The 23,682-nt window shown below is 73.0% G+C and carries 23 protein-coding genes; 10 read left to right on the forward strand and 13 right to left on the reverse strand.

Translation table 11 applies throughout. The features are described from left to right. Position 1 precedes the first annotated feature (1 nt). On the forward strand, positions 2-385 hold the full coding sequence (locus ABIB53_RS08840) for a hypothetical protein (RefSeq protein ID WP_191681934.1): 384 nt from the start codon (positions 2-4) through the stop codon (positions 383-385). Between the two features lie 27 nt (positions 386-412). On the opposite strand, the gene ABIB53_RS08845 is transcribed toward ABIB53_RS08840, so the two are convergent. The 3 genes from ABIB53_RS08845 to ABIB53_RS08855 all read right to left on the reverse strand — a co-directional run bounded on the left by ABIB53_RS08845 (position 413) and on the right by ABIB53_RS08855 (position 3,823). Further along, on the reverse strand, positions 413-985 hold the full coding sequence (locus tag ABIB53_RS08845) for a cysteine hydrolase family protein (RefSeq protein WP_354587941.1): 573 nt from the start codon (positions 983-985) through the stop codon (positions 413-415). Positions 986-987: 2 nt separating this feature from the next. Beyond that, positions 988-2,496, reverse strand: a complete 1,509-nt coding sequence (locus ABIB53_RS08850) for a purine-cytosine permease family protein (protein ID WP_123090862.1) — start codon at positions 2,494-2,496, stop codon at positions 988-990. 94 nt (positions 2,497-2,590) lie between these two features. Continuing rightward, positions 2,591-3,823 carry an SGNH/GDSL hydrolase family protein gene (locus tag ABIB53_RS08855; protein WP_354587896.1) on the reverse strand — a complete coding sequence of 411 codons (1,233 nt, stop codon included), beginning with the start codon at positions 3,821-3,823 and terminating at the stop codon, positions 2,591-2,593. A 112-nt stretch (positions 3,824-3,935) separates the two neighbouring features. Here ABIB53_RS08855 and ABIB53_RS08860 point away from each other — a divergent pair, with 112 nt between their 5' ends. Then, a complete protein-coding gene (locus ABIB53_RS08860) occupies positions 3,936-4,586 on the forward strand; it encodes an HD domain-containing protein (RefSeq protein ID WP_354587897.1) in 651 nt (216 codons plus the stop codon). Here ABIB53_RS08860 and ABIB53_RS08865 read toward each other — a convergent pair. The 4 genes from ABIB53_RS08865 to ABIB53_RS08880 form a co-directional block, all read right to left on the reverse strand. After that, positions 4,552-4,827 carry a DUF4031 domain-containing protein gene (locus ABIB53_RS08865; RefSeq protein WP_068273982.1) on the reverse strand — a complete coding sequence of 92 codons (276 nt, stop codon included), beginning with the start codon at positions 4,825-4,827 and terminating at the stop codon, positions 4,552-4,554. The genes ABIB53_RS08860 and ABIB53_RS08865 overlap by 35 nt on opposite strands. A 4-nt stretch (positions 4,828-4,831) precedes the next feature. Next, positions 4,832-5,635, reverse strand: coding sequence for an amino acid ABC transporter ATP-binding protein (locus ABIB53_RS08870; protein ID WP_354587898.1), 804 nt, complete (start codon positions 5,633-5,635; stop codon positions 4,832-4,834). Beyond that, a complete protein-coding gene (locus ABIB53_RS08875; protein WP_354587899.1) occupies positions 5,622-7,130 on the reverse strand; it encodes an ABC transporter substrate-binding protein/permease in 1,509 nt (502 codons plus the stop codon). The genes ABIB53_RS08870 and ABIB53_RS08875 overlap by 14 nt, the downstream gene beginning before the upstream one ends. 74 nt (positions 7,131-7,204) lie before the next feature. Further along, positions 7,205-9,814, reverse strand: a complete 2,610-nt coding sequence (locus tag ABIB53_RS08880) for a DEAD/DEAH box helicase (protein ID WP_232311814.1) — start codon at positions 9,812-9,814, stop codon at positions 7,205-7,207. A gap of 167 nt (positions 9,815-9,981) precedes the next feature. Between ABIB53_RS08880 and ABIB53_RS08885 the strand changes: the two genes are divergently transcribed. The 3 genes from ABIB53_RS08885 to ABIB53_RS08895 are packed head-to-tail and all read left to right on the forward strand — an operon-like array spanning position 9,982 to position 13,183. Further along, positions 9,982-11,004, forward strand: coding sequence for a GNAT family N-acetyltransferase (locus ABIB53_RS08885; RefSeq protein ID WP_354587900.1), 1,023 nt, complete (start codon positions 9,982-9,984; stop codon positions 11,002-11,004). 11 nt (positions 11,005-11,015) lie between these two features. Next, entirely contained in the window at positions 11,016-12,377 is a 1,362-nt protein-coding gene (locus tag ABIB53_RS08890) for a uracil-xanthine permease family protein (RefSeq protein ID WP_354587901.1), read from the forward strand. Continuing rightward, on the forward strand, positions 12,374-13,183 hold the full coding sequence (locus ABIB53_RS08895; protein WP_354587902.1) for an SDR family oxidoreductase: 810 nt from the start codon (positions 12,374-12,376) through the stop codon (positions 13,181-13,183). The genes ABIB53_RS08890 and ABIB53_RS08895 overlap by 4 nt, the downstream gene beginning before the upstream one ends. 3 nt (positions 13,184-13,186) lie before the next feature. Here ABIB53_RS08895 and ABIB53_RS08900 read toward each other — a convergent pair whose 3' ends face one another. Continuing rightward, on the reverse strand, positions 13,187-13,702 hold the full coding sequence (locus tag ABIB53_RS08900) for a GNAT family N-acetyltransferase (RefSeq protein WP_318825903.1): 516 nt from the start codon (positions 13,700-13,702) through the stop codon (positions 13,187-13,189). Here ABIB53_RS08900 and ABIB53_RS08905 point away from each other — a divergent pair. From ABIB53_RS08905 to rpsT, 3 genes are all read left to right on the forward strand, one after another. Then, positions 13,689-15,845 carry an ATP-dependent DNA helicase gene (locus ABIB53_RS08905; RefSeq protein ID WP_123091510.1) on the forward strand — a complete coding sequence of 719 codons (2,157 nt, stop codon included), beginning with the start codon at positions 13,689-13,691 and terminating at the stop codon, positions 15,843-15,845. The two genes, ABIB53_RS08900 and ABIB53_RS08905, sit on opposite strands and share 14 nt — an antisense overlap. Continuing rightward, positions 15,842-16,822: a DNA polymerase III subunit delta gene (gene holA / locus ABIB53_RS08910; protein WP_354587903.1), complete on the forward strand. Its 981-nt coding sequence runs from the start codon at positions 15,842-15,844 to the stop codon at positions 16,820-16,822. Before ABIB53_RS08905 ends, holA begins: the two co-directional genes overlap by 4 nt. Before the next feature lie 175 nt (positions 16,823-16,997). Next, a complete protein-coding gene (rpsT, locus tag ABIB53_RS08915; protein ID WP_068273994.1) occupies positions 16,998-17,264 on the forward strand; it encodes a 30S ribosomal protein S20 in 267 nt (88 codons plus the stop codon). An 87-nt stretch (positions 17,265-17,351) separates the two neighbouring features. On the opposite strand, the gene ABIB53_RS08920 is transcribed toward rpsT, so the two are convergent. Genes ABIB53_RS08920 through ABIB53_RS08930 form a run of 3 tightly spaced genes read right to left on the reverse strand, consistent with a single transcriptional unit; the run spans position 17,352 to position 19,915 of the window. After that, a complete protein-coding gene (locus ABIB53_RS08920; RefSeq protein ID WP_354587904.1) occupies positions 17,352-17,903 on the reverse strand; it encodes a type II toxin-antitoxin system PemK/MazF family toxin in 552 nt (183 codons plus the stop codon). Positions 17,904-17,913: 10 nt separating this feature from the next. Then, complete coding sequence (locus tag ABIB53_RS08925) at positions 17,914-19,071, reverse strand: M48 family metallopeptidase (protein ID WP_354587905.1); 1,158 nt, start codon at positions 19,069-19,071, stop codon at positions 17,914-17,916. 49 nt (positions 19,072-19,120) lie between these two features. Further along, a complete protein-coding gene (locus ABIB53_RS08930) occupies positions 19,121-19,915 on the reverse strand; it encodes a CPBP family intramembrane glutamic endopeptidase (RefSeq protein ID WP_252973758.1) in 795 nt (264 codons plus the stop codon). A gap of 105 nt (positions 19,916-20,020) precedes the next feature. Here ABIB53_RS08930 and lepA point away from each other — a divergent pair, with 105 nt between their 5' ends. Together lepA and ABIB53_RS08940 are read left to right on the forward strand one after the other, a co-directional pair. Next, the gene (lepA, locus tag ABIB53_RS08935; RefSeq protein WP_068274000.1) at positions 20,021-21,868 is read left to right on the forward strand and encodes a translation elongation factor 4; all 1,848 of its coding nucleotides are present in this window, start codon (positions 20,021-20,023) and stop codon (positions 21,866-21,868) included. A 28-nt stretch (positions 21,869-21,896) separates the two neighbouring features. Beyond that, a complete protein-coding gene (locus ABIB53_RS08940) occupies positions 21,897-22,373 on the forward strand; it encodes a hotdog fold domain-containing protein (RefSeq protein WP_191563484.1) in 477 nt (158 codons plus the stop codon). A 21-nt stretch (positions 22,374-22,394) separates the two neighbouring features. On the opposite strand, the gene ABIB53_RS08945 is transcribed toward ABIB53_RS08940, so the two are convergent. Further along, a complete protein-coding gene (locus tag ABIB53_RS08945) occupies positions 22,395-23,153 on the reverse strand; it encodes a tyrosine-protein phosphatase (RefSeq protein ID WP_354587906.1) in 759 nt (252 codons plus the stop codon). A 68-nt stretch (positions 23,154-23,221) separates the two neighbouring features. Beyond that, positions 23,222-23,668: an SRPBCC family protein gene (locus ABIB53_RS08950; RefSeq protein ID WP_251719459.1), complete on the reverse strand. Its 447-nt coding sequence runs from the start codon at positions 23,666-23,668 to the stop codon at positions 23,222-23,224. Positions 23,669-23,682 lie beyond the last annotated feature (14 nt).

Consider the following 23,682-nt stretch of genomic DNA (forward strand, 5'->3'; position numbering starts at 1 on the left):
CGTGCGCGCCCTCGAGGACCTCGGCGGCCGCCGGGGCGGGGTAGCCCTCGCCGTTGCCGGGTCGCTCGTGTGGCTGCTCGCGCTGGCAGGCGGCTCGGTCGAGAGCCGTACGGTCTGGGCCGTCGTCGGCGTGGGCATCGGCGTCTTCCTCGTCGCCAACGCGCTGCGCCTGGCCGGCCCGCAGGGTCACCTCAGCCGCACCGTCGTGCGCCGCGCGCTCGTCGTGCTCGGTCTGTCCGTCATCGGCGCGGTCGCCGCGCTCGTCGGCGCCGGGCTCGGCCCGGCCCTCTTCGTGCTCGGCGGGACCGCCGGCATCACCTTGTGGGTGATGAGCAGCGTCGCCGTCGCGGTGAGCGTGCCCGAGAGCCGCGGCGGGCGCGGCTGAGCCGTCCCCGCGGGGGCGAAGGGGGAGTCAGCCCAGCGCGGTGAGGACCTCGGCCGAGGTGGCCAGGACGACCTGCGGCGGGTAGAGACCCATGACGTGCAGCGCCGCCGTGTGGTGCTCGCGGCTCGAGCCGGCGCAGCCGTCGGTGACGACGACGACGCGCGCACCCGCGTCGGCGGCGGCGAGCACCGTCGAGACGACGCAGCAGTCCGTCGAGACACCCGTGACGAGCAGCGTCGGCGTCGGGCCGACGACGTCGACGAGGTCCTCGCCCCACTTGCCGAAGGTCGGCACGTCGACCGTGGGGTGCGCGGAGATCTCCTCGGCCTGGCCGACGAGGGCGAACATCGGGTCGTCGTCGGGGCGGTCGGCGAAGGGCAAGGCCGCGAAGTAGTCGGCCCACGACCCCACCCGCGAGCGTCCCGGCACCCAGCGGGTGACGACCGTGCGCTGCGGCCCGAGCCGCTCGGCGAGGTGGTGCACCGGCGCGATGATGTCGCCGAACATCAGCGAGCCCCACTGCGACTCGGGGTCGGCGAAGATCCGCTGCGGGTCGACGACGAGCAGCCAGGCCCCCGCGAGGTCCGGCAGCGGGGCCATGGTCACGCCCGTCCCTCCTGCCGGGCGACCGTGCCGCGCCGGGCGACGAGCGTGACGAGGAAGGACAGGACGAGCGCGAGGAGGACGCCGAGGTTGGCGTACGCGAAGGTGCCCTCCCAGAAACCGCCGGCCGCGTCCCACGTGCCGAGGCCGAGCGGCTCGAGCAGGTAGCCCTGCCAGTTGTTCCAGCTCGCGTCGGCGGCGAAGGAGTTGACGACGAGGCCCCAGCCGAGGACGGACGCGACGACCATCGTCGCGATCGAGGTCCAGTCCCACGCGCCGTACCGGCCGCGCGGGTCGAAGAGCGCCTCCTCGTCGTAGTCGCGGCGGCGCAGGGCGATGTCGGCGATCATGATCCCCGCCCAGCTCGCGAGCGGAACCCCGAGGGTGATGAGGAAGGACTGGAAGGGGTTGATGAAGCTCTCGGCGACGAAGACGACGTAGAAGGTGCCGATGGTGAGGATGACCCCGTCGACCGCGGCCGCCGCCGGCCGGGGGATGCGCACCCCGAGGGAGAGCAGCGTCAGGCCGGAGGAGTAGATCCCGAGGACGGCCCCCGAGACGAGCGCGAGCACCGCCGCGACGAGGAAGGGCACGAGCACCCACGTCGGCAGGAGGGTCGCCAGCGTGCCGATCGGGTCGCCGCCGATGCCGGTGAGCACCGCCTCGTCCGAGCCGGCGAGCGCCAGGCCGTAGCAGACGAGCAGGGCCGGGGCGATCGCGCCGCCGAGGGTGTTCCACCCGACGATCGCGGCGCCCGATGCATCACGGCGCTGGTAGCGCGACCAGTCGGCGGCGATGTTGATCCAGCCCAGGCCGAAGCCCGTCATCACCATGACGAGGGCTCCCGTCATCGCGCCGATCGACCCGGACGGCAGCGAGGTGACCGCGCCCCAGTCGACGTGCTGCACCGTCATGACGACGTAGAGGACGGTGATGGCCCCGGTGACCCACGTGAGCACCGACTGCATCCGCATGATGACGTGGTAGCCCGCGACCGAGGCGGCGACGACGAGCCCGGCGACGACGACCGCGGCGACGACCTTCGTCCCGGTGCCACCGCCCCAGCCGAGCCGCTCGAAGATCGTCGCCGTCGCGAGCGTGGCGAGGATCGCGAGGAAGGTCTCCCAGCCGATCGAGGTCAGCCAGCTGATGACGCCGGGCACCTTCTGCCCGGTGACGCCGAAGGCGGCCCGCGAGAGCACCATCGTCGGTGCTGACCCGCGCTTGCCGGCGAGCGCGATGACGCCGCACAGCGCGAAGGAGATGACGACGCCGAGGACGGTGACGACGACCGCCTGGACGAAGGAGATGCCGAAGCCGAGGACGAAGGCGGCGTAGGAGATGCCGAAGACGCTGACGTTGGCCGCGAACCACGGCCAGAAGAGGTCGCGGGGCCGGGCGGTGCGCTCGGACTCGGCGATGATCTCGATGCCTGTGGTCTCGACGCCGCGTCGCCGCACGGCGTCGATCCGCGAGCCGTCCGTGTCGCTCACCGGGGTGCTGGTCATGCTCGCAATGTCCCACATCCGCGCCCCGCCGGGGCGCACCACGACGCGAGCGGCACGGGCGTGCGCGCCGTCACGCCCGGGCACGGCAGACGGCTCAGCGCAGCCCGGCCTCGATCGCGTCGGCGAGGCCCGGGGTGTCGTCGACGAGCTGCTCGGTGAAGTCGGCGGCGCCCTGAGGGGCGAGGTGGATCTCGTCGCGGCTCGAGCCGTCGCCCCACCAGTCGCCGTAGGAGGCGACGGGGAAGTGCTGCGTCCCGCCCTCGCGGGCGAGCCGGGCCGCGGCCTTCTGCCGCTTCGCGTCGTAGTCGCGCCCGATCCGCTCCAGGCCCGCCTGGTGGGCCGGGCTGTAGGGGATCTCGGTCGAGATGACCGTGACCCCCTCGGCCTCGAGCAGGTCGACGAGCTCGGTGTACTCGTCGATCGAGCTCTGCAGGATGGTCGGGAACCCGGGGAAGCCGCGCTCGGCGAGCCGGGTGCGGGAACGCTCCTCGACCTCAGCCCGGGTCATCGACGGGTGCTCGATCATGCCGTCGGCCCGCAGCCGCGAGCCCGGCGCGATCTGCAGGGTGGTCTGGAGCGGTCTGCCCTCGAGGGCGCGGCGCACCTGCCCACCGCCGAGCGCGAAGCGGTGCCGCAGGTCGGTGCGGTCGGCCTCGCAGTCCGCGCGCTCCGCGGCGTCCCACACGGGGCTGCTCGAGCGGTCGCACCCCTCGACGACGTGCGAGAAGGGCGTGCGCTGCACGGTGCTCGTGTAGAAGCCGTCGTCCTCCGCGGCCCGGGTCGAGATGCTGAGGACGGCCACTCGCGGCAGCCGGTCGACGGACCGGGCGTAGCGCGCGACCATGCGGTTCACGCCCCACCTGGCGCGGCTGCTCGCCGCGTTGAAGACGCTCACCGGTGACCCGGTGCGCTCGGCGAGCTGCTCACCCAGTACCTCGGGGTCGATGCCCTGCTGGGTCATCGAGTCACCGAAGATCATGACGTCGGGGGCCTTGTCGAGGGCCCGGAGGGAGTTCGTCATCGTCTCGAAGGCGCCCCCGTGGGTAGGTGCGACCGGCACGCGCTCCTCGTCGACGAGGCGCTGCAGCTGGGTGGCCGTCACGTCGTCGGAGAGGGGCTCGTTGAAGACGGGCCCGTCGTCGAAGCGGACCGGCCGGTAGGTCTGCTCCGGGGCGGGGGAGCGGGTCTGCGAGGGCTTCGGCTCCTCGGCGCCCGTCGGGGTCGCCGAGGTGGTGCCCCCGTCCTCGCGCTGACCGCCCTGGCAGCCGGCCGCGAGCACGCCGCACAGCGCGGTGAGGGCGACGGCGCGGCGGCGGGTGGTCGGCATGGTCCTCCGGGTCTGCGGTCGGTACGTCGGGCGGGCGAAGGGGGCATCTCGAGGCTAGCCCGGTGCACCGACGCCGGGCGGTCCGGGACCCCCGGGCTGCGAGGATGACGCGGTGGAGACGAGCTCGTACGACGACGCGGTGACCAGGCTCGGGGGCGCCCCGGGGGAGATGGCGACGCCGTTGCTCGACCGCTACGCCGAGCCCCAGCGCGGCTACCACGACGGCCGTCATCTCGCCGAGGTGCTCACCGCCGTCGACCTGCTCGGTGGCGACCTCGACTCCCGCGAGCGTGCGCTCGTCGTGATCGCTGCGTGGTACCACGACGCCGTCTACGACCCCGTCGCGGCGTCAGGGGCCAACGAGGAGGCGAGCGCCGTCCTCGCCGAGCGCGAGCTGGCCGCGGCCGGGTGCGACCCGAGCGCTGCCGGGGCGGTCGCCGGGCTCGTGCGGGCCACGCTCGAGCACGACCTGCCGGCGACGCCGGGGCCCGAGGCGGTGCTCCACGACGCCGACCTGTGGGTGCTCTCGGCCCCGTCGCAGCGCTTCGACGAGTACTGCGCCCAGGTCCGCGACGAGTACGCCCACGTCCCGGCCGAGGACTTCGCGCGGGGGAGGACGGCTGTCCTCGCCCCCTTCGCCACCCGTCCGCGGCTCTACGCGACCACCGTGGCCCACGAGCGCTGGACCGACGCCGCGCGGACCAACCTGCGCCGTGAGCTCGACCGGCTCAGCGGCGGTGCGGGCGGCGCTGAGCGGCGGTGACCCGCAGCCCGGAGGTGCGCAGCGCGACGATGAGCTCGCGACCGCTCACCTCGTGGGCTCCGGCGGCGACGACCTCGGCGTAGCGGCTGCGCGGGACGTCGTAGTGGTCCTCGTCGAAGAGCCGTCTCGGCAGGCCGACGCCCTCGGCGAAGGCGTGCAGCTCGGCCAGCGAGGTGTCGGAGACCAGGTGGCTCCACACCGTGTCCCAGCCCGGCCAGGTCGGCGGGTCGACGAGGATCATCGGCTCAGATCGGCTCGAGGATGCGCTTGAGGAAGGCCTGGGTGCGGGCCTCGCGCGGCGCGAGGATCACCTGCTCGGGCGCGCCCCGCTCGACGACGACCCCGCCGTCGATGAAGAGGACGTCGTCGGCGACCTCTCGCGCGAAGCGGATCTCGTGGGTGACGACGACCATCGTCCAGCTCTGCCGCGCGAGGTCGCGCATGACCGCGAGCACCTCGCCGACCGTCTCGGGGTCGAGCGCCGAGGTCGGCTCGTCGAAGAGGACCACCTCGGGCCGCAGGGCGAGCGCCCGGGCGATGCCGACGCGCTGCTGCTGACCGCCCGAGAGCTGGTAGGGGTACTTGTCGGCGTGCTCGGTGAGCCCGACCTGCTCGAGCAGGGCCATGCCGCGCTCGCGGGCAGCCGCCGGGTCCTCGCCCTGGACGACGACCGGGCCCTCGACGACGTTCTCGATCGCGGTCTTGTGGGCGAAGAGGTCGTGCCCCTGGAAGACGAACCCCGTGTGCGAGGCGAGCCGGTCGGCCTGCTCCCGCTGGGCGCGGGGGAGCCGGCCGCGCCGGTTGGGGGTGAGCTCGGCGAAGTCCACCGTGCTGTCGCCGATGGTGATGACCCCGGCGTCGGGGGTCTCGAGCCCGCCGAGCGCGCGCAGCAGGGTCGTCTTGCCGGACCCGGACGGGCCGAGGACGACGGTGACGGTGCCCGCGCCGACCTCGAAGGAGATGTCGCGCAGCACCTCCTTCTCGCCGAAGCTCTTGCGCACGCCCTGCGCGGCGAGCACGGGGGTGGTGGGGTGCTCAGTGGGCGACATAGCGGCTCAGCCTCTCCTCGGTGCGGTCCTGGACGAAGGAGACGACGAGGCAGATCACCCAGAAGTAGAAGGCGGCCAGACCGTACATCGCCATGAACTGGAAGGTCGGGGCAGCGGCGAACTGCGCCTGCCGCACCATCTCGACGACGAGGATGATCGACGTCAGCGAGGTGTCTTTGATGAGCGAGATCAAGGTGTTCGACAGGGGCGGGACCGCGGTGCGGGCGGCCTGCGGCAGGATGATCCGCCGCAGCGCGGTCCGCTGGCTCATGCCGATGGTCCGGGCCGCCTCCCACTGACCTCGGGGGATCGACTCGACCGCCGAGCGGATCACCTCCGCCGCGTAGCCACCGACGTTGAGCGACAGCGCGATGACGGCAGCGGGGAAGGGGTTGAGGTCGATCCCGATCTGGGGGAGCGCGAAGAAGATGAGGTAGAGCTGGACGAGGAGGGGCGTCCCGCGGATGATCGAGATGTACGAGCGGGCCACGGCCCTCGGGACGGCGGCCTGGGACATCCGGCCGACGGCTGCGAGCAACGCGATCGCCAGGCCGAGCGTGAAGGAGAGCGCGGTGAGCGGGATGGTCACCGAGATGCCCTTCCACGCGATGGGCCAGGCGTTCTCCTTCACCAGCTCCCACCACGTGGGCGCCTGGACATCTGCAGCGAAGTACGTGTCGTAGATCGCCTGGGTGGTGCCGTCGTCCTCCATCTCGGCGAGCGCCTTGTTGATCGCCGGCATGTAGCCGGAGCCCTTCTTCGCGGCGAAGACCGACTCGGACTTCTCCTCGGTCTCGGCGACGATCTTCACGCCCGGGTCGGGGTTGGTCGCGATGTAGTTGCGCACGGCGAGCTTGTCGTTGACGAGGGCGTCGACCCGGCCCTCCTTGAGGCTGGCCATCGCCTCCGTCATGCCGTCGACGCCGACGACCTTCGCGCCGTACTCCTTGGCGACCTCGGCCCAGCTGCTCGTGATGTTCTGCGCAGAGCGCTTGCCCCGCAGGTCCTCCAGGGACTCGATGCCCTCCGGGTTGTCCTCGGCGACGACGAGGACCCCGCCGGTCTCGACGTAGGGGTCGGAGAGGTCGTAGAGCTGCTCTCGCTCCGGGTTGGAGGTGACCTGGTTGGCGACGACGTCGAAGCGACCCGCGTCCAGGGCGGCGAACATCGAGTCCCACTGGGTCGGGACGTACTCGACCTCGACGCCGAGCCGCTCCGCGACGGCGTCCATGACCTCGATGTCGAAGCCGGTGAACTCATCGCCCTTGCGGATCGAGAAGGGGGCGTACACCCCTTCGGTCCCGACACGAAGGGGGTCGGGGATCTCGGCCTGCTGCGCCATCTGGCGGGCGGTCGGACGCTGCTCGGCGTCCGTCTGCGCCCCGGCGGGTGCCGCGAGCACGAGGGCGGGGAGCAGCGCGAGCAGGAGCGCGGCGAGCACCCGCAGCCGGGCTGCGAGCGGGCCGGGCGCAGGGCGCGGCGTGGTGACGGGCATGCCCCACAGCCTAGGTCGGTGACCCGGTGGGCGCCTTCGCGGCGTCCAGGCCTCGGCGCGGTGCCTGCGGGGCCTCAGAGCCGCCGCATCGCCGTCGCGAGGACGACGGCCTCGCCGACGCGGTCGGACGCGTCGAGGTCGACCTCGGCCTCGACCACCCAGTCGCCGTCACCCGCGGGGTCGGCGAGCACCTGACGTACCCGGCGGACCCGCACGTCGGCGATCGCCTCGTCGCCCTCGTCGGGCATGCCGGGTGCCGGCGCCATGACGTCCTCGGTCGAGATGCGGTGCGGCCCACGGGCGTCGGCATCGGTCGCGATCTCGTCGTGCTCCTGCCAATACTCGCCGAGCGCCTCGTCCCAGGCGTCGTGCGTCATCACCGCGGAGCGCCCGTCGTCGGCGAGGGCCGCGGCGGCGTGCTCGATCGCGGCGAGCCCGTCGACGTCGTCGCGGGCCGCGCGAGCCACGCGCTGCCACATCGCGCCCCGCACCATGGGGGTGAAGGCGTGGGGCTGCGCGCTGATCGGGCGCGACGGCGGGCGCAGGTCGCCCGCGTCGTGGTGCGAGACGACCTCGGCGAGGTGGGCGTCGGGATGGGCCAGCGCCTCCCACTCGTCGAGGAGGGAGGAGTCGGTCTGGCGGATGGTCTCGCCGAGCCAGGCGATGATCTCCTCGAGCGCCTCGCTCCGGTGCTCGGCCGGCACGGTGTGCGCCATCGTGCGGTAGGCGTCGGAGAGGTAGCGCAGCAGCAGGCCCTCGCGCGGTGCGAGGTCGTAGCGGCGCACGAGGTCGCTGAAGGACATGCCGTCCTCCCACATGTGCCGCACGATGCTGCACGGCACGAGACCGTCGACGGGCAGCCACGGGTGGGCGACGAGGTACTCCTCGTAGGCCGGGCGGAGGAGCTCGGCGAGCGGCTCGGGCCAGGTGATCTCGTCGAGTCGCGCCATCCGCTCCTCGTACTCGACGCCGTCGGCCTTCATCTCGGCCAGCGCCTCGCCGCGGGCGGCGTGCTGCTGGGCGAGCAGGAGCGGCCGCGGCGCGTCGAGGACCGCCTCGACGACGGAGACGACGTCGAGGGCGTAGGTGTCGGCGTCGCGGTCGAGCAGCTCGAGGACGGCCAGGGCGAAGGGGGCGAGCGGCTGGTTGAGCGCGAAGTCGCTCGGCAGGTCGAGGGTGAGGGCGACGGTGCGCCCGCTGTCGTCGGGCTCGTCGAGGCGCACGAGGACGCCGGAGTCGAGCAGGGATCGGCCGAGGCGGATCGCCCGCTTGGCCAGGCGGGCCTGGCCGCGCGGGTCCTCGTGGTTGTCTCGGGTGAGGGCCGACAGTGCGGCGACGGGGTCGCCGGGCCGGGCGACGACGTTGAGGATCGTCGAGTTCTCCACCCGCATGCGGCTGGCCAGCGGCTCGGCCGGGGCGGTGGTCAGCTTGGTGAAGGTGTCCTCGGTCCACACGACGAAGCCCTCCGGGGGCTTCTTGCGCTGGATCTTCTTCAGCTTCTTCGGGTCGTCGCCGGCCTTGGCGACGAGGCGCTCGTTCTCGATCGTGTGCTCGGGGGCCTGGACGACGACGAAGCCCTGCGTGTCGTAGCCGGCGCGACCGGCGCGACCGGCGACCTGGAGGAACTCGCGGACGCGGAGCACCCGGTGGCGACGCCCGTCGAACTTCGTCAGCGAGGTGAAGAGGACGGTGCGGATCGGCACGTTGATGCCGACGCCGAGGGTGTCGGTCCCGCAGATGACCTTGAGCTTGCCCTGCTGGGCGAGGCGCTCGACGAGCCGGCGGTAGCGCGGGAGCATCCCGGCGTGGTGCACGCCGATGCCCTTGCGCAGCAGCGCCGAGAGGGTGCGCCCGAAGCCGGCGGAGAAGCGGAAGCCGGCGATCTCGGCCGCGACGGCGTCGCGCTCGGCGGGGGTGAGCAGCTTCGTCGACGAGAGGGTGCGCGCGTGCTCGGCGGCGTTGGCCTGGGTCTGGTGCACGACGTAGACCGGCACGCGGTCCCACTCGACGAGGTCCTCGATGGTGTCCTGCAGCGGGGTCGTCGACCAGGTGAAGGTGAGCGGCACCGGGCGGGGCGCGTCCGAGACGACGGTGACGTCGCGGCCGGTGCGCGCCTCGAGGTCCTCGACGAAGCGTGAGGTGTCGCCGAGGGTCGCCGACATGAGGAGCATCTGCGCGTCGACGAGGGTGAGCAGGGGGACCTGCCAGGCCCAGCCGCGCTCGGGCTCGGAGTAGTAGTGGAACTCGTCCATGACGACGAGGCCGACGTCGGCGGCCCGGCCCTCGCGCAGCGCCATGTTGGCGAGCACCTCGGCCGTGCACACGATGATCGGGGCGTCGGGGTTGACCGACGCGTCGCCGGTGAGCATCCCGACGTCCTGCGCCCCGAAGGTCGCGCAGAGGTCGAAGAACTTCTCGCTGACGAGCGCCTTGATCGGCGCGGTGTAGAAGGCGACCTTGTCCTGCGAGAGGGCGTGGGCGATGGCGGCGGTCGCGACGAGCGACTTGCCCGACCCGGTCGGGGTCGAGATGACGACGTGCTCGTCGGCGAGCAGCGCGAGCGCTGCCTCCTCCTGGTGGGGGTAGAGCGTGATCCCGCGCCCCGCCGCCCACCGCTCCAGCGCGTCGAAGACCTCGTCGGGGGTCGAGCCGGTACGCACGTCGAGGGTCTGGGGCTGGCTCACCGACCCATCCTCGCAGCCCGCCCGAGGTGCCCCGGTCGTGCGGTGCTCCGTGGCGGTCGAGGTGCGACGAAGGGGTCGTTGGTGGTCGAGGTGCGACGAAGGAGCCTCGAGACCACGGGCCGCGTGGCCTCACGGCGTGCAGGGGCGGGGTGGGACAGGATGGGGCGATGACGACGCGGCCGACGACCATCGCCGGGGTGGGACTCGCCCTGCGGCCGCCGCGGGCCGAGGACGCGGACGCGCTCGGGCAGCTCGTCGGTGACGTCGACCGCTCGCACGACGTCATCGCGGACTGGGTCCGGCGCTGGGAGCGCGACGGCTTCGGCAGCTGGGTCGTCGCGGTCGAGGACGAGCCGGTCGGCTTCGTCGGGGTGCGCCCCCGCGAGGACGACATCGCGCTCACGGTGCGCTCCACCCCGGCCGTCGCGGCCGACGGTCGCGCCCGGGCCGCGCTGCGCCTCGCGGTCGCCGACGCTATCGAGTGGCTGCCCGACGTCCCCCTTCGCCTCCGTGTCGCCGAGGACGACCCGACGACCCGCGCGGTCGCCGAGTCCTCGGGCCTGGTCCACGTCCCCGAGGACGACCACGAGGCACGCGGCACGCGGTGGCAGGTCCTCGAGAGCCCCTACGTGCGCACCTTCACGACCCTGCCGCCCCGAGCCCGGCGCAGCCTCGTCGACCTCTGGGTGCGGGTCAACGACGCCGGGGGAGCGGTCGGCTTCGTCGCCGGGGCACCGCGCGAGGACGTCGAGGCCGAGGTCGAGCGCCGCGAGGACGGCCTGGCCTCCGGCCACCTGCGCGGGGTGGGCCTGATGACCCCGGCGGGCGACCTCGTCGGTGCCGCCTTCCTGCGCACCCCGACCACCCCCCTCCAGGCCCACATCCGCAGCGTCGAGAGCGTCATGGTCGACCCGCAGCGCCGCGGCGCCAGCCTCGGCCGGCATCTCATGGCCGGGGTGCACCGGGCCGCGAGGGACGAAGGGGTCGAGATCCTCACCCTCGACTACCGGGACGGCGTCGGGCTCGGCCAGTTCTACGCGAAGGTCGGCTACACCGAGGTCGGCCGCCAGCCCGGGGTGATCCGCGTCGCGCCCGGCGACGACCGCGACTCCGTGCTGCTGTGGCGTCGCCTGGCCGAGACGCCCGCCCCGGACCAGACAGGTGCGCAGGAGGAGCCCGAGCGGCGATAGCCTTGCGGCCCGTGAGCGCACCCGCACCGACGCCCCCGAACCTCGACGACACCCAGCGCGGCTGGACCCTCCACGGCGACGGCCGCAGGGTCGCCCCGGGCGAGGTCGTCCGCCCCCGCGAGCGCCTCTCGTGGGACCTGACCATCGGTCTGGGCATGCAGCACGTCGTCGCGATGTTCGGCGCGACCTTCCTCGTGCCGCTGCTCACGGGACTGTCCCCGGCGACGACCCTGCTCTTCTCCGGCGTCGGCACGATGCTTTTCCTCCTCATCACCCGCGGTCGGGTGCCGAGCTATCTCGGCAGCTCCTTCGCCTTCATCGCCCCGATCACCGCCGCGACGTCGAGCCACGACCTCCCCACTGCCCTCGGCGGCGTCGTCATGGCTGGTCTGGCGCTCGCCCTCGTCGGCCTGGCGGTGCAGCTCTCCGGCGACCGGTGGCTGCGGGCGCTCATGCCCCCGATGGTCACCGGCGCGATCGTCGCCCTCATCGGGCTCAACCTCGCCCCGGCCGCGAAGGCCAACTTCGTCGTCTCCCCGGTCACCGCCCTCGTCACCCTCGTCGTGATCCTCGTCCTCAGCGTCGCGACGAAGGGGATGATCTCGCGTCTGGCGATCCTCGGCGGCGTGGCCGCCGGCTACGTCTGCGCGGCGATCCGCGGCGAGCTCGACTTCACCCTGGTGCGCGAGGCCGACCTGATCGGCCTGCCGGACCTCACCGCGCCGACCTTCGACATCTCCGTGCTGGGGCTCTTCGTCCCCGTCGTCCTCGTCCTCGTCGCCGAGAACGTCGGGCACGTCCGCTCCGTCGCGGCGATGACCGGTGACGACCTCGACCCCTACATGGGTCGGGCGCTCATCGCCGACGGTCTCGCGACCACCCTCGCCGGCTCCGGCGGAGGCTCCGGCACGACGACCTACGCGGAGAACATCGGCGTCATGGCGGCGACCCGCGTCTACTCCACGGCGGCGTACTGGGTCGCGGCCGTCACCGCCGTGCTCCTCTCGATGAGCCCGAAGTTCGGCGAGCTCATCAACACCGTCCCGTCCGGCGTCCTCGGCGGGGCCGCGACCGCCCTCTACGGGATGATCGGCCTGCTCGGCGTGAAGATCTGGATCGAGAACCGCGTCGACCTCGGCAACCCGATCAACCTCATGACCGGTGCCGTCGCGCTCATCATCGGCATCGCCGACTTCACGTGGAGCATCGGCGACGTCCAGCTCGCCGGCATCGCGCTCGGCACGATCGCCGCCCTCGTCGGCTTCCACGGACTGCGGGCCCTCAACTCGGTGACGGGCGCGGTCGCCGACCCTCTCATCCCCCTTCGCGCAGCCGACCACGACCGGGCGGACGGTCCTACGCTGCCTGCATGACCGAGCAGCCCCCGACCGCACCCGACCTGCCCGCCGGGGCCTCGCCCCGGCCCCTCGAGGACCGGGTGGTCGTCGTCACGGGAGGGAACTCCGGGATCGGCGAGGGCATCGTGCGCGAGGCCAGCGCCCAGGGCGCGCGGGTCGTCATCGACTACGTGAGCGACGCCGACCACGCGCACGCGATGGTCGACGAGCTCGGCGGGCCCGAGCGGGCCGTCGCGGTCGAGGCCGACGTCTCCTCGGTCGCCGACCTCGAGCGGCTGCGCGACGCGGCGGTCGACGCCTTCGGGCGGATCGACGTGTGGGTGAGCAACGCCGGCATCGAGCTGAAGGAGACCCTGCTCACCCTCACCGAGGAGGGCTTCGACAGGCAGCTCGCGATCAACCTGCGCGGCGCGGTCTTCGGCGCGAAGGTCGCCGCGGAGCGCTTCGTCGAGCAGGGCGGCGGCGGGGTCATCATCAACACCTCGAGCACCCACGAGGACTGGCCGATGCCGAGCGACCTCACGTACTGCGTGAGCAAGGGCGGGATGCGCATGCTCACCCGCACCGCGGGCGTCGAGCTCGGCGAGCACGGCATCCGGATGGTGAGCATCGCTCCGGGCGCGATCGTCACCCCCATCAACGCCGACGACGACCCGGCCGAGCAGGACTCCCTGCGCGCGGCGATCCCGCTGGGCTACATCGGCACCCCGCAGCAGATGGGCAAGCTCGCCTGCTTCGTCGCCTCCGACGCGGCCAGCTACATCACCGCCACGACGATCTTCGCCGACGGCGGGCTCATGCAGAAGCCGGGAGCCGTCTGAGGCTCAGCCCTGCGCACGACCGGTGCGAAGGGGGAGGTGCATGACGTGCAGCCCGACGAGACCGTGCGTCGGGTGGCGAAAGGCCTCCGGCACGGTCCCGACGACCTCGAAGCCCAGCGAGCGCCACAGCGCGACCGCCGCAGCGTTGGTCTCCACGACGGCGTTGAACTGGATCGCGTGGAAGCCGCGCTCGCGGTGCCACGCGACGACGTGCTCGCCGAGCGCCCGGCCGACCCCCAGACCCCGCGCGCTGCTCGCGACCATGAAGGACGCCGTGCCCACGTGGTCGCCGTGGCCGGGCCGGTTCGGGCCCATCTTCGCCGTGCCGAGCACCGACCCGTCGTCGTCGAGGGCCACGACGCTCTCGCCGGGCGGGGCCTCGAGCCACAGCTGCTGGGCCTGCTCGCTCGTGAGGTCGAGGGGGTAGGCGTAGGTCTCGCCGGCCTGCACGACCTCGGCGACGACCGGCCAGATCTGGGGCCAGTCCTGCGCGGTGGCGGTGCGGATGTGGATCGTCACGGCGGCGAGGATATCGAGCGCTAACCTAGGGCCGGTGCCCTCCCTGACCGACCTGCTCAACGCCGCCGTCGACGGGGTCGGCGGCAGCACCCGCCCAGGTCAGGTCGAGATGGCCCAGGCCGTCGAGCGGGCGGTGACGACGGGCGAGCACCTGCTCGTCCAGGCCGGCACCGGCACCGGCAAGTCGCTGGCCTACCTCGTGCCCGCGATCGCCCACGCGATGCGCAGCGGACGGCCGGCGGTCGTCGCGACCGCGACCCTCGCGCTGCAGGCGCAGATCGTCGACCGCGACATGCCCCGGCTCGCCGACGCGCTCACCGGGCCGCTCGGCCGGCGCCCGACGTACGCCCTCGTCAAGGGCCGCCGCAACTACGTCTGCCAGCACAAGCTCGTCGGCGGCTTCCCCGACGACGAGGACGGGCTGCTCGACGTCGGCGAGGTCGACGCGGCGGCCGGCCGGCTCGGCCAGGAGGTCGTGCGGCTGCGCGAGTGGGCCGAGCAGACCGAGTCCGGTGACCGTGATGAGCTCGTGCCCGGTGTCTCGGAGCGGGCCTGGCGGCAGGTGTCGGTGAGCGCGGACGAGTGCCTCGGCAGCAAGTGCCCGGAGTTCGGCGACTGCTTCGTCGAGCGCTCGCGCACGGCGGCCAAGGAGGTCGACGTCGTCGTCACCAACCACTCCTTCATGGCCATCGACGCCTTCGAGGGGCGCCACCTGCTGCCGCCGCACGACGTGCTCGTCGTCGACGAGGCCCACGAGCTCGTCGACCGCGTCACCTCGACGATCACCGACGACATCACCCCGGGCGCGGTCCGCGGCGCGAGCAAGCGTGCCGGGCGCCTCGTCCAGTCCACCGAGGAGCTCGACGACCTCGCGGTGGCGCTCGAGGCCCAGCTCGAGGACGTGCCGGAGGGCCGGCTGCGCGGGGGCATGCCCGACGCGCTGGCGCTCACGGTCTCGCGGCTGCGCGAGGTCACCCGCACCCTGCTCACCGAGCTCAAGCCGGAGAAGGGCGCCGAGGTCGACGGGGGCCGGCAGATCGCCATGGCCGCGATGGAGGACCTCTTCGACACCGCGGGCCGGGTGCTCGAGGAGCGCGAGCTCGACGTGCTGTGGGTGAGCAAGGACCCCCGGCGCGGTCCCGTCCTGCGGGTCGCGCCGATGAGCGTGGCGATGCTCGTCCGGGACAAGGTCTTCGAGGACGACTCGACCGACGAGGACGGCAACCGCACCGACCGCACGGTCGTGCTCACGTCGGCGACCCTCGAGCTCGGCGGCACCTTCGACGCGGTCGCCGGCACCCTCGGGCTGCGCGGGGACGGCGCACCGCCGTGGCGCGGTCTGGACGTCGGGTCCCCCTTCGCCTACCCCGAGCAGGCGATCGCCTACGTCGCCGAGCACCTGCCCGCGCCCGGTCGCGACGGGCTCGCCCCGCAGACCCTCGACGAGATCGAAGAGCTCGTGCGGGCGGCCGGCGGGCGCACCCTCGGTCTCTTCTCCTCGATGCGCGCGGCCCGCGAGGCCGCCGAGGCGATGCGCGAGCGGCTGGGCGGCGAGATGGAGGTGCTCTGCCAGGGCGAGGACCAGATCACCACGCTCGTGCGCCAGTTCGCCGCCGAGCCGACGACCTGCCTCTTCGGCACGCTCACGCTGTGGCAGGGCGTCGACGTGCCCGGCTCGAGCTGCCAGCTCGTGCTCATCGACCGCATCCCCTTCCCGCGGCCGGACGACCCGCTGTCATCCGCGCGCACCGAGGAGATCGGGCGGCGCGGCGGCAACGGCTTCATGGCGGTGTCGGCGACCCACGCCGCGCTGCGGCTCTCGCAGGGCGCGGGTCGGCTCGTGCGGCGCTCCGACGACCGCGGGGTCGTCGCCTTCCTCGACAACCGCATGGTCAAGGCGCGCTACGCCGGCTTCCTCCAGCGCTCGCTGCCGCCCTTCTGGCCCACGACCGACAAGTCCCTCGTGCTCGGCGCCCTGCGCCGCCTCGACGAGACCGCACCGCCCCCGGTGGCCGTCGCCGACCCCGCCCGACGCGGCCTGACCGGCGCCGTCGTCGAGGGAGCCGTCGCCGCCAGCCGGGACGAGGACGGGGCGGAGCACCCGCGACCGGTGTCGGCCCCCGGTGCGAAGGTGTCCCGATGACCGATCTCGTCGACGTCCGCTCCGGCGTCCCGCCCCTCGTGCTCGTCACGGGCCCCGAGGAGCTGCTCGCCGAGCGCGCCGTCGACCAGGTGCTCGCCGACCTGCGCGTCGCCTCCCCGGAGATCGAGCTCGTGGCCGTCGAGACCGCCGGCTACGAGGTGGGCGCGCTCGCGATGCACGCGAGCCCGTCGCTCTTCGGCGAGGACAAGGTCATCGTCGTGCGCGGGCTGCACGAGGCCTCCGACGCGCTGCAGCAGGACGTCCTGGCCTACCTCGAGCACCCGGCCGAGGACGTGACGCTCGTCGTGCTGCACTCCTCGGGCAACCGGGGCAAGAAGGTCCTCGACACGATGAAGAAGTCGCGCGCCCGCGTCGTCGAGTGCCCCGCGATCAAGTCCGACCGCGACAAGGCCGACTTCGTCACCGGCGAGTTCCGCCGGGCCCGGCGCAAGATCGCCCCGGACGCCGTCCAGGCCCTCGTCGAGGCCGTGGGCAAGGACCTGCGCGAGCTCGCCTCGGCGTGCACCCAGCTCGTCGACGACACGACCGGGGTCGTCGACCACGACGTCGTCGACCGCTACCACGGGGGCAAGGTCGAGGCCACGGGCTTCCGCGTGGCCGACGCGGCCGTGACCGGCGAGGCCGGTGAGGCGCTGCGCCTGCTGCGTCATGCCGTGGCCGTCGGGGTCGACCCGGTCCCGATCGTCGCCGTCCTCGCCGGCCAGCTGCGCCAGCTGGCCAAGGTCGGGGGAGCGGGGCGCGGCCGCTCGGCCGACCTCGCCCGCGACCTCGGCATGGCCCCGTGGCAGGTCGACAAGGCCCGCCGCGCGCTGCGCGGGTGGTCGGGGCCGGCCCTCGGGCGGGCCATCCAGGCCGTCGCCGCGGCCGACGAGGAGGTCAAGGGCGGGGGGCGCGACCCGGTCTACGCCGTCGAGCACGCGGTGCTCACCGTCGTGCGCGAGCACCAGTCCGGCTGACCGGTTTTGCCCGGCACGACCGCCCGCTGATATCGTCGACCCTTGCGTGCGCGCTGCGGTCGTGCGCGCAACGCAGCACCATCCAGGGCGTCTCTCCCAACGGTCTCCCCACGCCGGTCCCGAGACGTCCTGCCGCCCTCAACGGCACATCATCGACCTCTAGGAAGACATACACGTGGCAAACATCAAGTCCCAGATCAAGCGGATCAAGACCAACGCGGCCCGCACCGAGCGCAACCGTGCGCACAAGTCGGAGCTGCGCACCTCGATCCGCAAGGTCCGTGAGGCTGTCGCCGCCGGCGACGCGACCGCTGCGGGCACCGCCCTGCAGGCCGCCTCGAAGCGCCTCGACAAGGCCGTCAGCAAGGGCGTCATCCACGCCAACCAGGCGGCCAACAAGAAGTCGGCCCTGGCGAAGAAGGTCAACGCGCTGTCCAAGTGACCCGCGCCTGACCCGCGAAGGGGGCCCGCACCGTCTCGACGGTACGGGCCCCCTTCGCCGTGCCCGTGATGTCCTGCGGGGGCTCCCTCAGACCGGGTCGTCGTCGTAGGGCTCGCCCCGACGCACGGCCCTGAGGGCGACGAGGACGGCGTCGTAGACCGCGCGGTCGACGGCCCCGCCTGCGCGTCGGACCCGCGCGGGGTCGAGCCGCACGACCCGGTCGAGACGGGCCTCGCTGCGCCGACGCCGGCGGTCCCAGTCGCCGGAGCCGACGTCGATCCACTGCCGCCCTGCGCGGCGCTCCTGGGTCTCGTCGAGGTCGTGGTCCTGGCTCGTCATGGGCAGCCCGAGCAGCCACGGCCCGTCGGCCCCGATGACGAGCGCAGGCCGGTCCTTGCCCCGCCGGTGGTCCTCCTCGAAGGGCACCCACGCCCACACGACCTCGCCCGCGCCCACCGAGCCGGTCGGGGTGGCGAAGGGGGAGCCCGCCTCGCCCGAGAAGTCGCCGGGGTAGCCGCGCCCGGGCGGCGAGGTCGTCGGCGGGGGAGCCGACGGCGGGGTCGACGGCGCGGTCGACGTCGAGGCGGTGCTCGGCCGCGGCGTCGTGCGCAGCAGCCGGCGCACGAGCGAGCGCAGCATGTCTGCGAGGTTACGCAGCCGGGCCCGCGGGCGGCGTCGTCGGCGGCCCCCACGACGGGGCCTGCCCGGGGGACGGCGGGGTGGGGCCGCCCTGCGGCATCGCGGGCGGGGTCGGCCGGGCCTCGGGCATGCCGATCTGCGGTGCGCCGATCGCTGCGAGGCGCTGCGAGGGGTGCGTGCCGCCCGCGACGGCGGCGTTCGGCGGGAGGTTGCCCACGTAGGGGCTCACCGGGGGCGGGCCCCAGCGGTCCGGCCGCGGGCGCCACAGCAGCCGCCCGCGCTGGGTGCGGTCGCGCAGTGCGTGCCCGCGCCACAGCAGCACCGGGTGCGAGGCGATGGCGTTGGCCCACCACACGAAGAAGCCGCGCTCGTCACCGACCCGCCCGAAGTACTGCGTCGTGTCGACGGAGGCGTTGAGGTACTTGCCGGCGCCGAGGGTGGCCATCGCGCCCATCGCTCCCTGCGGGCACAGGTGGTACCCGTAGCTGTCCGACGTGTACTCCTGGCTGCGTGACAGGACCGGCCCCACGAGCGGGAAGTAGGCCGAGGCGAAGGTGCCCAGCTGACGCCAGTACGACGTGTGCCCGGCGGCGATGTGGCCGAGCTCGTGGCCGATGATGAAGCGCAGCGAGTCCGGCTGACGCGCGCGCCCACCCACCTCGAAGAGGTCGGAGTACACGACGACGAAGCGGCGGAAGCCGTGCCCGGAGGCGAAGGCGTTGATGAGCCCGTTGCCCCCGACGACGTAGGCCCGCGGCGGCTCCTCGAGCCCGAAGGTCGCCGACGCCTCCACGAGGATCTCGTAGGCCTCGGGGTACTGCGTCGGGGTGATCTGCACGCCACGAAGGCGGATCTGCGCGAAGAGCAGGCCACGGGCGAACCACACGAGGACCGGGGCGAGCACGAGGATCACGGCGTAGGTGCTCGGCTCGCGCCGGTCACCGATCGCCTGCACGATCTCGAAGATCGCGAAACCCAGGTAGATCAGCGAGGCGACGACCGCCAGGACGAGGCAGAGGATCTCCAGCGGGTGGCGCACCCCGCGCCGCACCGCGAGACGCTGGCCGTGCCGGGGACCACGGGGGTCGGCGGGGCCGCGCGGCCGTCGTCCGGCGGGCGGGTAGGCGGCCGGGGGAGTCCCCGGCGCGGGTGGCCACTGCGAGCTCATCGGGATTCCCCTGTCGTCGGCGGCCGGTGTCAGGCCGCTCCGGGCAGGATCATCGCAGCCACCCCAGGTGGTCGCGGGCCAGGGTGTACCCCACGAAGGCGACGACGTCGAGCAGCGTGTGCGCGACGACGAGCGGGCCGACCCGTCGGGTGCGGGTGTAGAGCCAGCCGAAGAGCAGTCCCATGACGACGTTGCCGACGAAGCCGCCGAAGCCCTGGTAGAGGTGATAGCTGCCCCGGACGAGCGCGCTGACGACGATCACCCGCCACCGGCCCCACCCCGCCTGGGTCCACCGGGTGAAGAGGTAGCCGACCATGACGACCTCCTCGAGCACGGCGTTCTGCAGCGCGGCGAGGACGAGCACCGGCACGGCCCACCACACCGGCGCGAGGTCCGCGGCGGCCACCGTCGTGTTGATGCCGAGCGCCCGCGACCCGAGGTACCAGGCGAGCCCGGGGATGCCGACGGCAGCGGTGAGCAGGACGCCGCGCAGCAGGTCGCTGCCCGGGCGGCGCAGGTCGGCGCCGATCCGGTGCGGCGCGTCCCGGTCCTCCCGGGTGAGCAGGTGCAGAGCGAGCAGGGCGGGCACCACGCCGAGCCCGACGCCGACGAGCTGGTGGACGAGGTCGAGCCACGGCCGGTCGGGGTAGGCCGAGGAGTTCATCGTCGTCGTCACCCCCGACAGCCCGCCCTGGGTGAGCAGCGAGACGATGCGCAGGAGCGACCAGATGGCGCTCGCGCCGAGCGAGACGAGCAGGACGAGGGCGGTCTCCGCGAGGAGGGTGCGACGGCCGAAGGGGGAGGCGGGCACCCCGTCGACGGCGGGCTCGGCGGCTGCGGTCACGGGGGCGAGCCTAGGTCGCGTTCTCGTGGGTCGGCTGGGAGGTGCGATGATGAGCGCTGATCCATCGCCGCCCATCGACGAGGTTGAGTCTCCCCCGTGTCACCCATGGCCACGAAGGCGCTGCAGCCGCACGCGACCCCGCCGCAGCAGATCCGCAACTTCTGCATCATCGCCCACATCGACCACGGCAAGTCCACCCTGGCCGACCGCATGCTGCAGATCACCGGCGTCGTCGAGGCGCGGCAGATGCGCGCGCAGTACCTCGACCGCATGGACATCGAGCGTGAGCGCGGCATCACGATCAAGAGCCAGGCCGTGCGCATGCCCTGGGAGCTCGAGGGCCAGACCTACTGCCTCAACATGATCGACACCCCCGGGCACGTCGACTTCACCTACGAGGTCTCGCGCAGCCTCGCCGCGTGCGAGGGCGCGGTCCTGCTCGTCGACGCCGCGCAGGGCATCGAGGCGCAGACCCTGGCCAACCTCTACCTGGCCATGGAGAACGAGCTGACGATCATCCCGGTGCTCAACAAGATCGACCTGCCGGCCGCTCAGCCCGAGAAGTACGCCGCCGAGCTCGCCGGCCTCATCGGCTGCGACCCCGAGGACGTCCTCAAGGTCTCGGGCAAGACGGGCGAAGGGGTCGAGGCCCTCCTCGACCGCGTCGTCGGCGACCTGCCCGCACCGGTGGGCGACCCCGACGCCCCGGCCCGAGCGATGATCTTCGACTCCGTCTACGACACCTACCGCGGGGTCGTCACCTACGTCCGCGTCGTCGACGGCAACCTCAACCCCCGCGAGCGCATCGCGATGATGAGCACGAAGGCGACGCACGAGCTGCTGGAGATCGGCGTCATCAGCCCCGAGCCCAAGCCCTCGAACGGCCTGGGCGTCGGCGAGGTCGGCTACCTCATCACCGGGGTCAAGGACGTGCGCCAGTCCAAGGTCGGCGACACGGTGACGAACATGGCCAAGCCGGCCACCGACGCCATCGGCGGCTACAAGGACCCCAAGCCGATGGTCTTCTCCGGCCTGTACCCGATCGACGGCTCGGACTACCCGGACCTGCGCGACGCGCTCGACAAGCTCAAGCTCAACGACGCGGCGCTCGTCTACGAGCCGGAGACCTCCGCGGCCCTCGGCTTCGGCTTCCGTGTCGGCTTCCTCGGTCTGCTCCACCTCGAGATCGTCCGCGAGCGCCTCGAGCGCGAGTTCGACCTCGACCTCATCTCGACCCAGCCCAACGTCGTCTACCAGGTGACGATGGACGACGGCACCGAGATCGAGGTGACCAACCCCAGCGAGTTCCCGTACGGCAAGGTCGCCGAGGTCCGCGAGCCGGTGGTCAAGGCCACGATCCTCGCCCCGAGCGAGTTCATCGGGGCGATCATGGAGCTCTGCCAGGGCAAGCGCGGCCAGCTCGGTGGCATGGACTACCTCTCCGAGGACCGCGTCGAGATGCGCTACACCCTCCCGCTCGCGGAGATCGTCTTCGACTTCTTCGACCAGCTGAAGTCCAAGACCCGCGGCTACGCCTCGCTGGACTACCAGGAGGCCGGCGACCAGGCGGCCGACCTCGTCAAGGTCGACATCCTCCTCCAGGGCGAGGGCGTCGACGCCTTCAGCGCCGTCGTCCACAAGGACAAGGCGTACTCCTACGGCACGATGATGGCCGGCAAGCTCAAGGACCTCATCCCGCGCCAGCAGTTCGAGGTGCCGATCCAGGCCGCCATCGGCGCCCGGGTCATCGCCCGCGAGACGATCCGCGCGATCCGCAAGGACGTGCTCGCCAAGTGCTACGGCGGCGACATCTCGCGCAAGCGCAAGCTGCTCGAGAAGCAGAAGGCGGGCAAGAAGCGGATGAAGAACATCGGCAGCGTCGAGGTGCCGCCGGAGGCCTTCGTCGCCGCGCTGTCCTCCGACGAGCCGACGAAGGACAAGGCGAAGAAGTAGCCGCCGGGCGAGGACGTAGGGTGCCCCCGTGGCCCAGCAGACCTACGCCCTCTACCGACGCCTGACCCGCTACCCGGGAGGCACACGGCTCTTCTCGCTCGCGTACGCCCGGTTCGCCCCGTACTTCTGGACGGTGCGTCCGCAGGTGCGCGAGGTGCGTCCGCACCGGGCCGAGCTGACGATCAAGAACCGCCGCCGGGTGCACAACCACATCGGGACCCTGCACGCGATCGCCGTGTGCAACGGGCTCGAGGCGGCGATGGGTCTCGTCGCCGAGGCGACCTGCCCGGACCACCAGCGGTGGCTCCCGCGCGGCCTGCAGGTCGAGTACCTGCAGAAGTCGACGACCGACCTGCTGTGCGTCGCCGAGACCTCCCCCTCGGACTGGGAGCGCGAGGCCCCCTTCGACATCGACGTGCGGGTCAAGGCCGTGCGCACCGACGGCGTCGTCGTCGTGCAGGGCGTCATCCCGATCTACGTCTCGGACAAGCCCGCGAAGGGGTGACCCTCCCGGTCGTCGGGGCGCTCAGTCGCGCAGGCGGGCGGCCAGCCGCTCGACCTGCTCGGCGCTCCACCCCTGGTCGCGCAACCACGCCCGCGCCCCGCCGTGCTCCGCGACGGAGTCGAGCAGACCGGTGATGGCCTCCGGCACCGGCTCCTGCTCGCTCATCGGCCGGTCGCGCAGGCGGCTGTAGAAGCCGGTGCCCTGGAGCCGCTCGATGATCCGGGGCAGGCGCTCGGCGGTGAGCACGTAGTCGGCGACGATCTCCTCGTCGGGCACGCCCGCGACGGACAGGGCGAGCGCGACGATCGTGCCCGTGCGGTCCTTGCCCGCGGCGCAGTGCACGAGCGCCGCCCCCTTCGCGTCGGCGACCCGGCCGAGAGCCCCCGCGACTGAGTCGGGCCGGTGCTCGAGGTAGCCGCGGTAGTGGGCGCTCCAGTAGGAGGCGTCCTTGACCGGCTGCTCCTCCTCGCGCAGGACCATGAGGTCGCGCAGGTCACCGCCGACGGTGCGGAAGAAGGTGTGGTGGTGATGGGCGACCGCCGTGCGCCGCAGCGGACCCGGGCCGGTCTCGTCGAGCTCGTCGTGGGTGCGCAGGTCGACGACGTCGGTGACGCCGAGCACGTCGACGACGTGCGCCACGTCGCTCTCGGTGAGGTCCTGGAGGTTGTCGCTGCGGATGAGGCGGCGCTCGCGCAGCCGCCCGCCGTCCCGGGTCGGCAGGCCGCCCACGTCTCGCATGTTGACGACACCGTCGAGCTCGATCCAGCGGGGCTGCGTCATGCCGCCACCCTACGGGGGGAGCGCGCCGCGCCCTCACGCCGGCAGGCCGCCCCGGGGGGCGGCCGCGGCTAGCCCGTGGCCCGCCCCGCCCGCTCGGCGAGCAGGGCGAGACGGCGCAGCGCCTCGCGGTTGCGCAGCACGATGCCGAGCTGGCGCGCTGGTGAGGGCAGGAGGAGCGAGGGGCCGCTCTCGGCGTCCTCGCGCATCTCGACCCGGGTGCCCTGGGCCTGCGGGTGGAGGGTGATCTCGACGCGTGCCGCACCGAGGGGCATGGCACGAGCACGCAGGACGAGGCGGCGGCCGGGGTCGACCTCTCGCACGGACGTCTCGTCGTCGAGCAGCCAGGGCCAGCTGCCCACGGAGTGGTGGAGCCGGGCACCTGCTCCCGGCCACCCGGGGGTGACCGCCCGCATGCGTGACGCGCCGACGACCCAGCCCGGGTAGGTCCACCCGTCGGCCAGCACGGACCAGACGGCGTCCGGCCCGGCGGGTGTCCAGCGGCTGACCGTCCTCATCTGCCGACCGTAGG

The sequence above is a fragment of the Janibacter sp. UYMM211 genome (assembly GCF_040547045.1).
Lineage (GTDB): Bacteria > Actinomycetota > Actinomycetes > Actinomycetales > Dermatophilaceae > Marihabitans > Marihabitans melonis.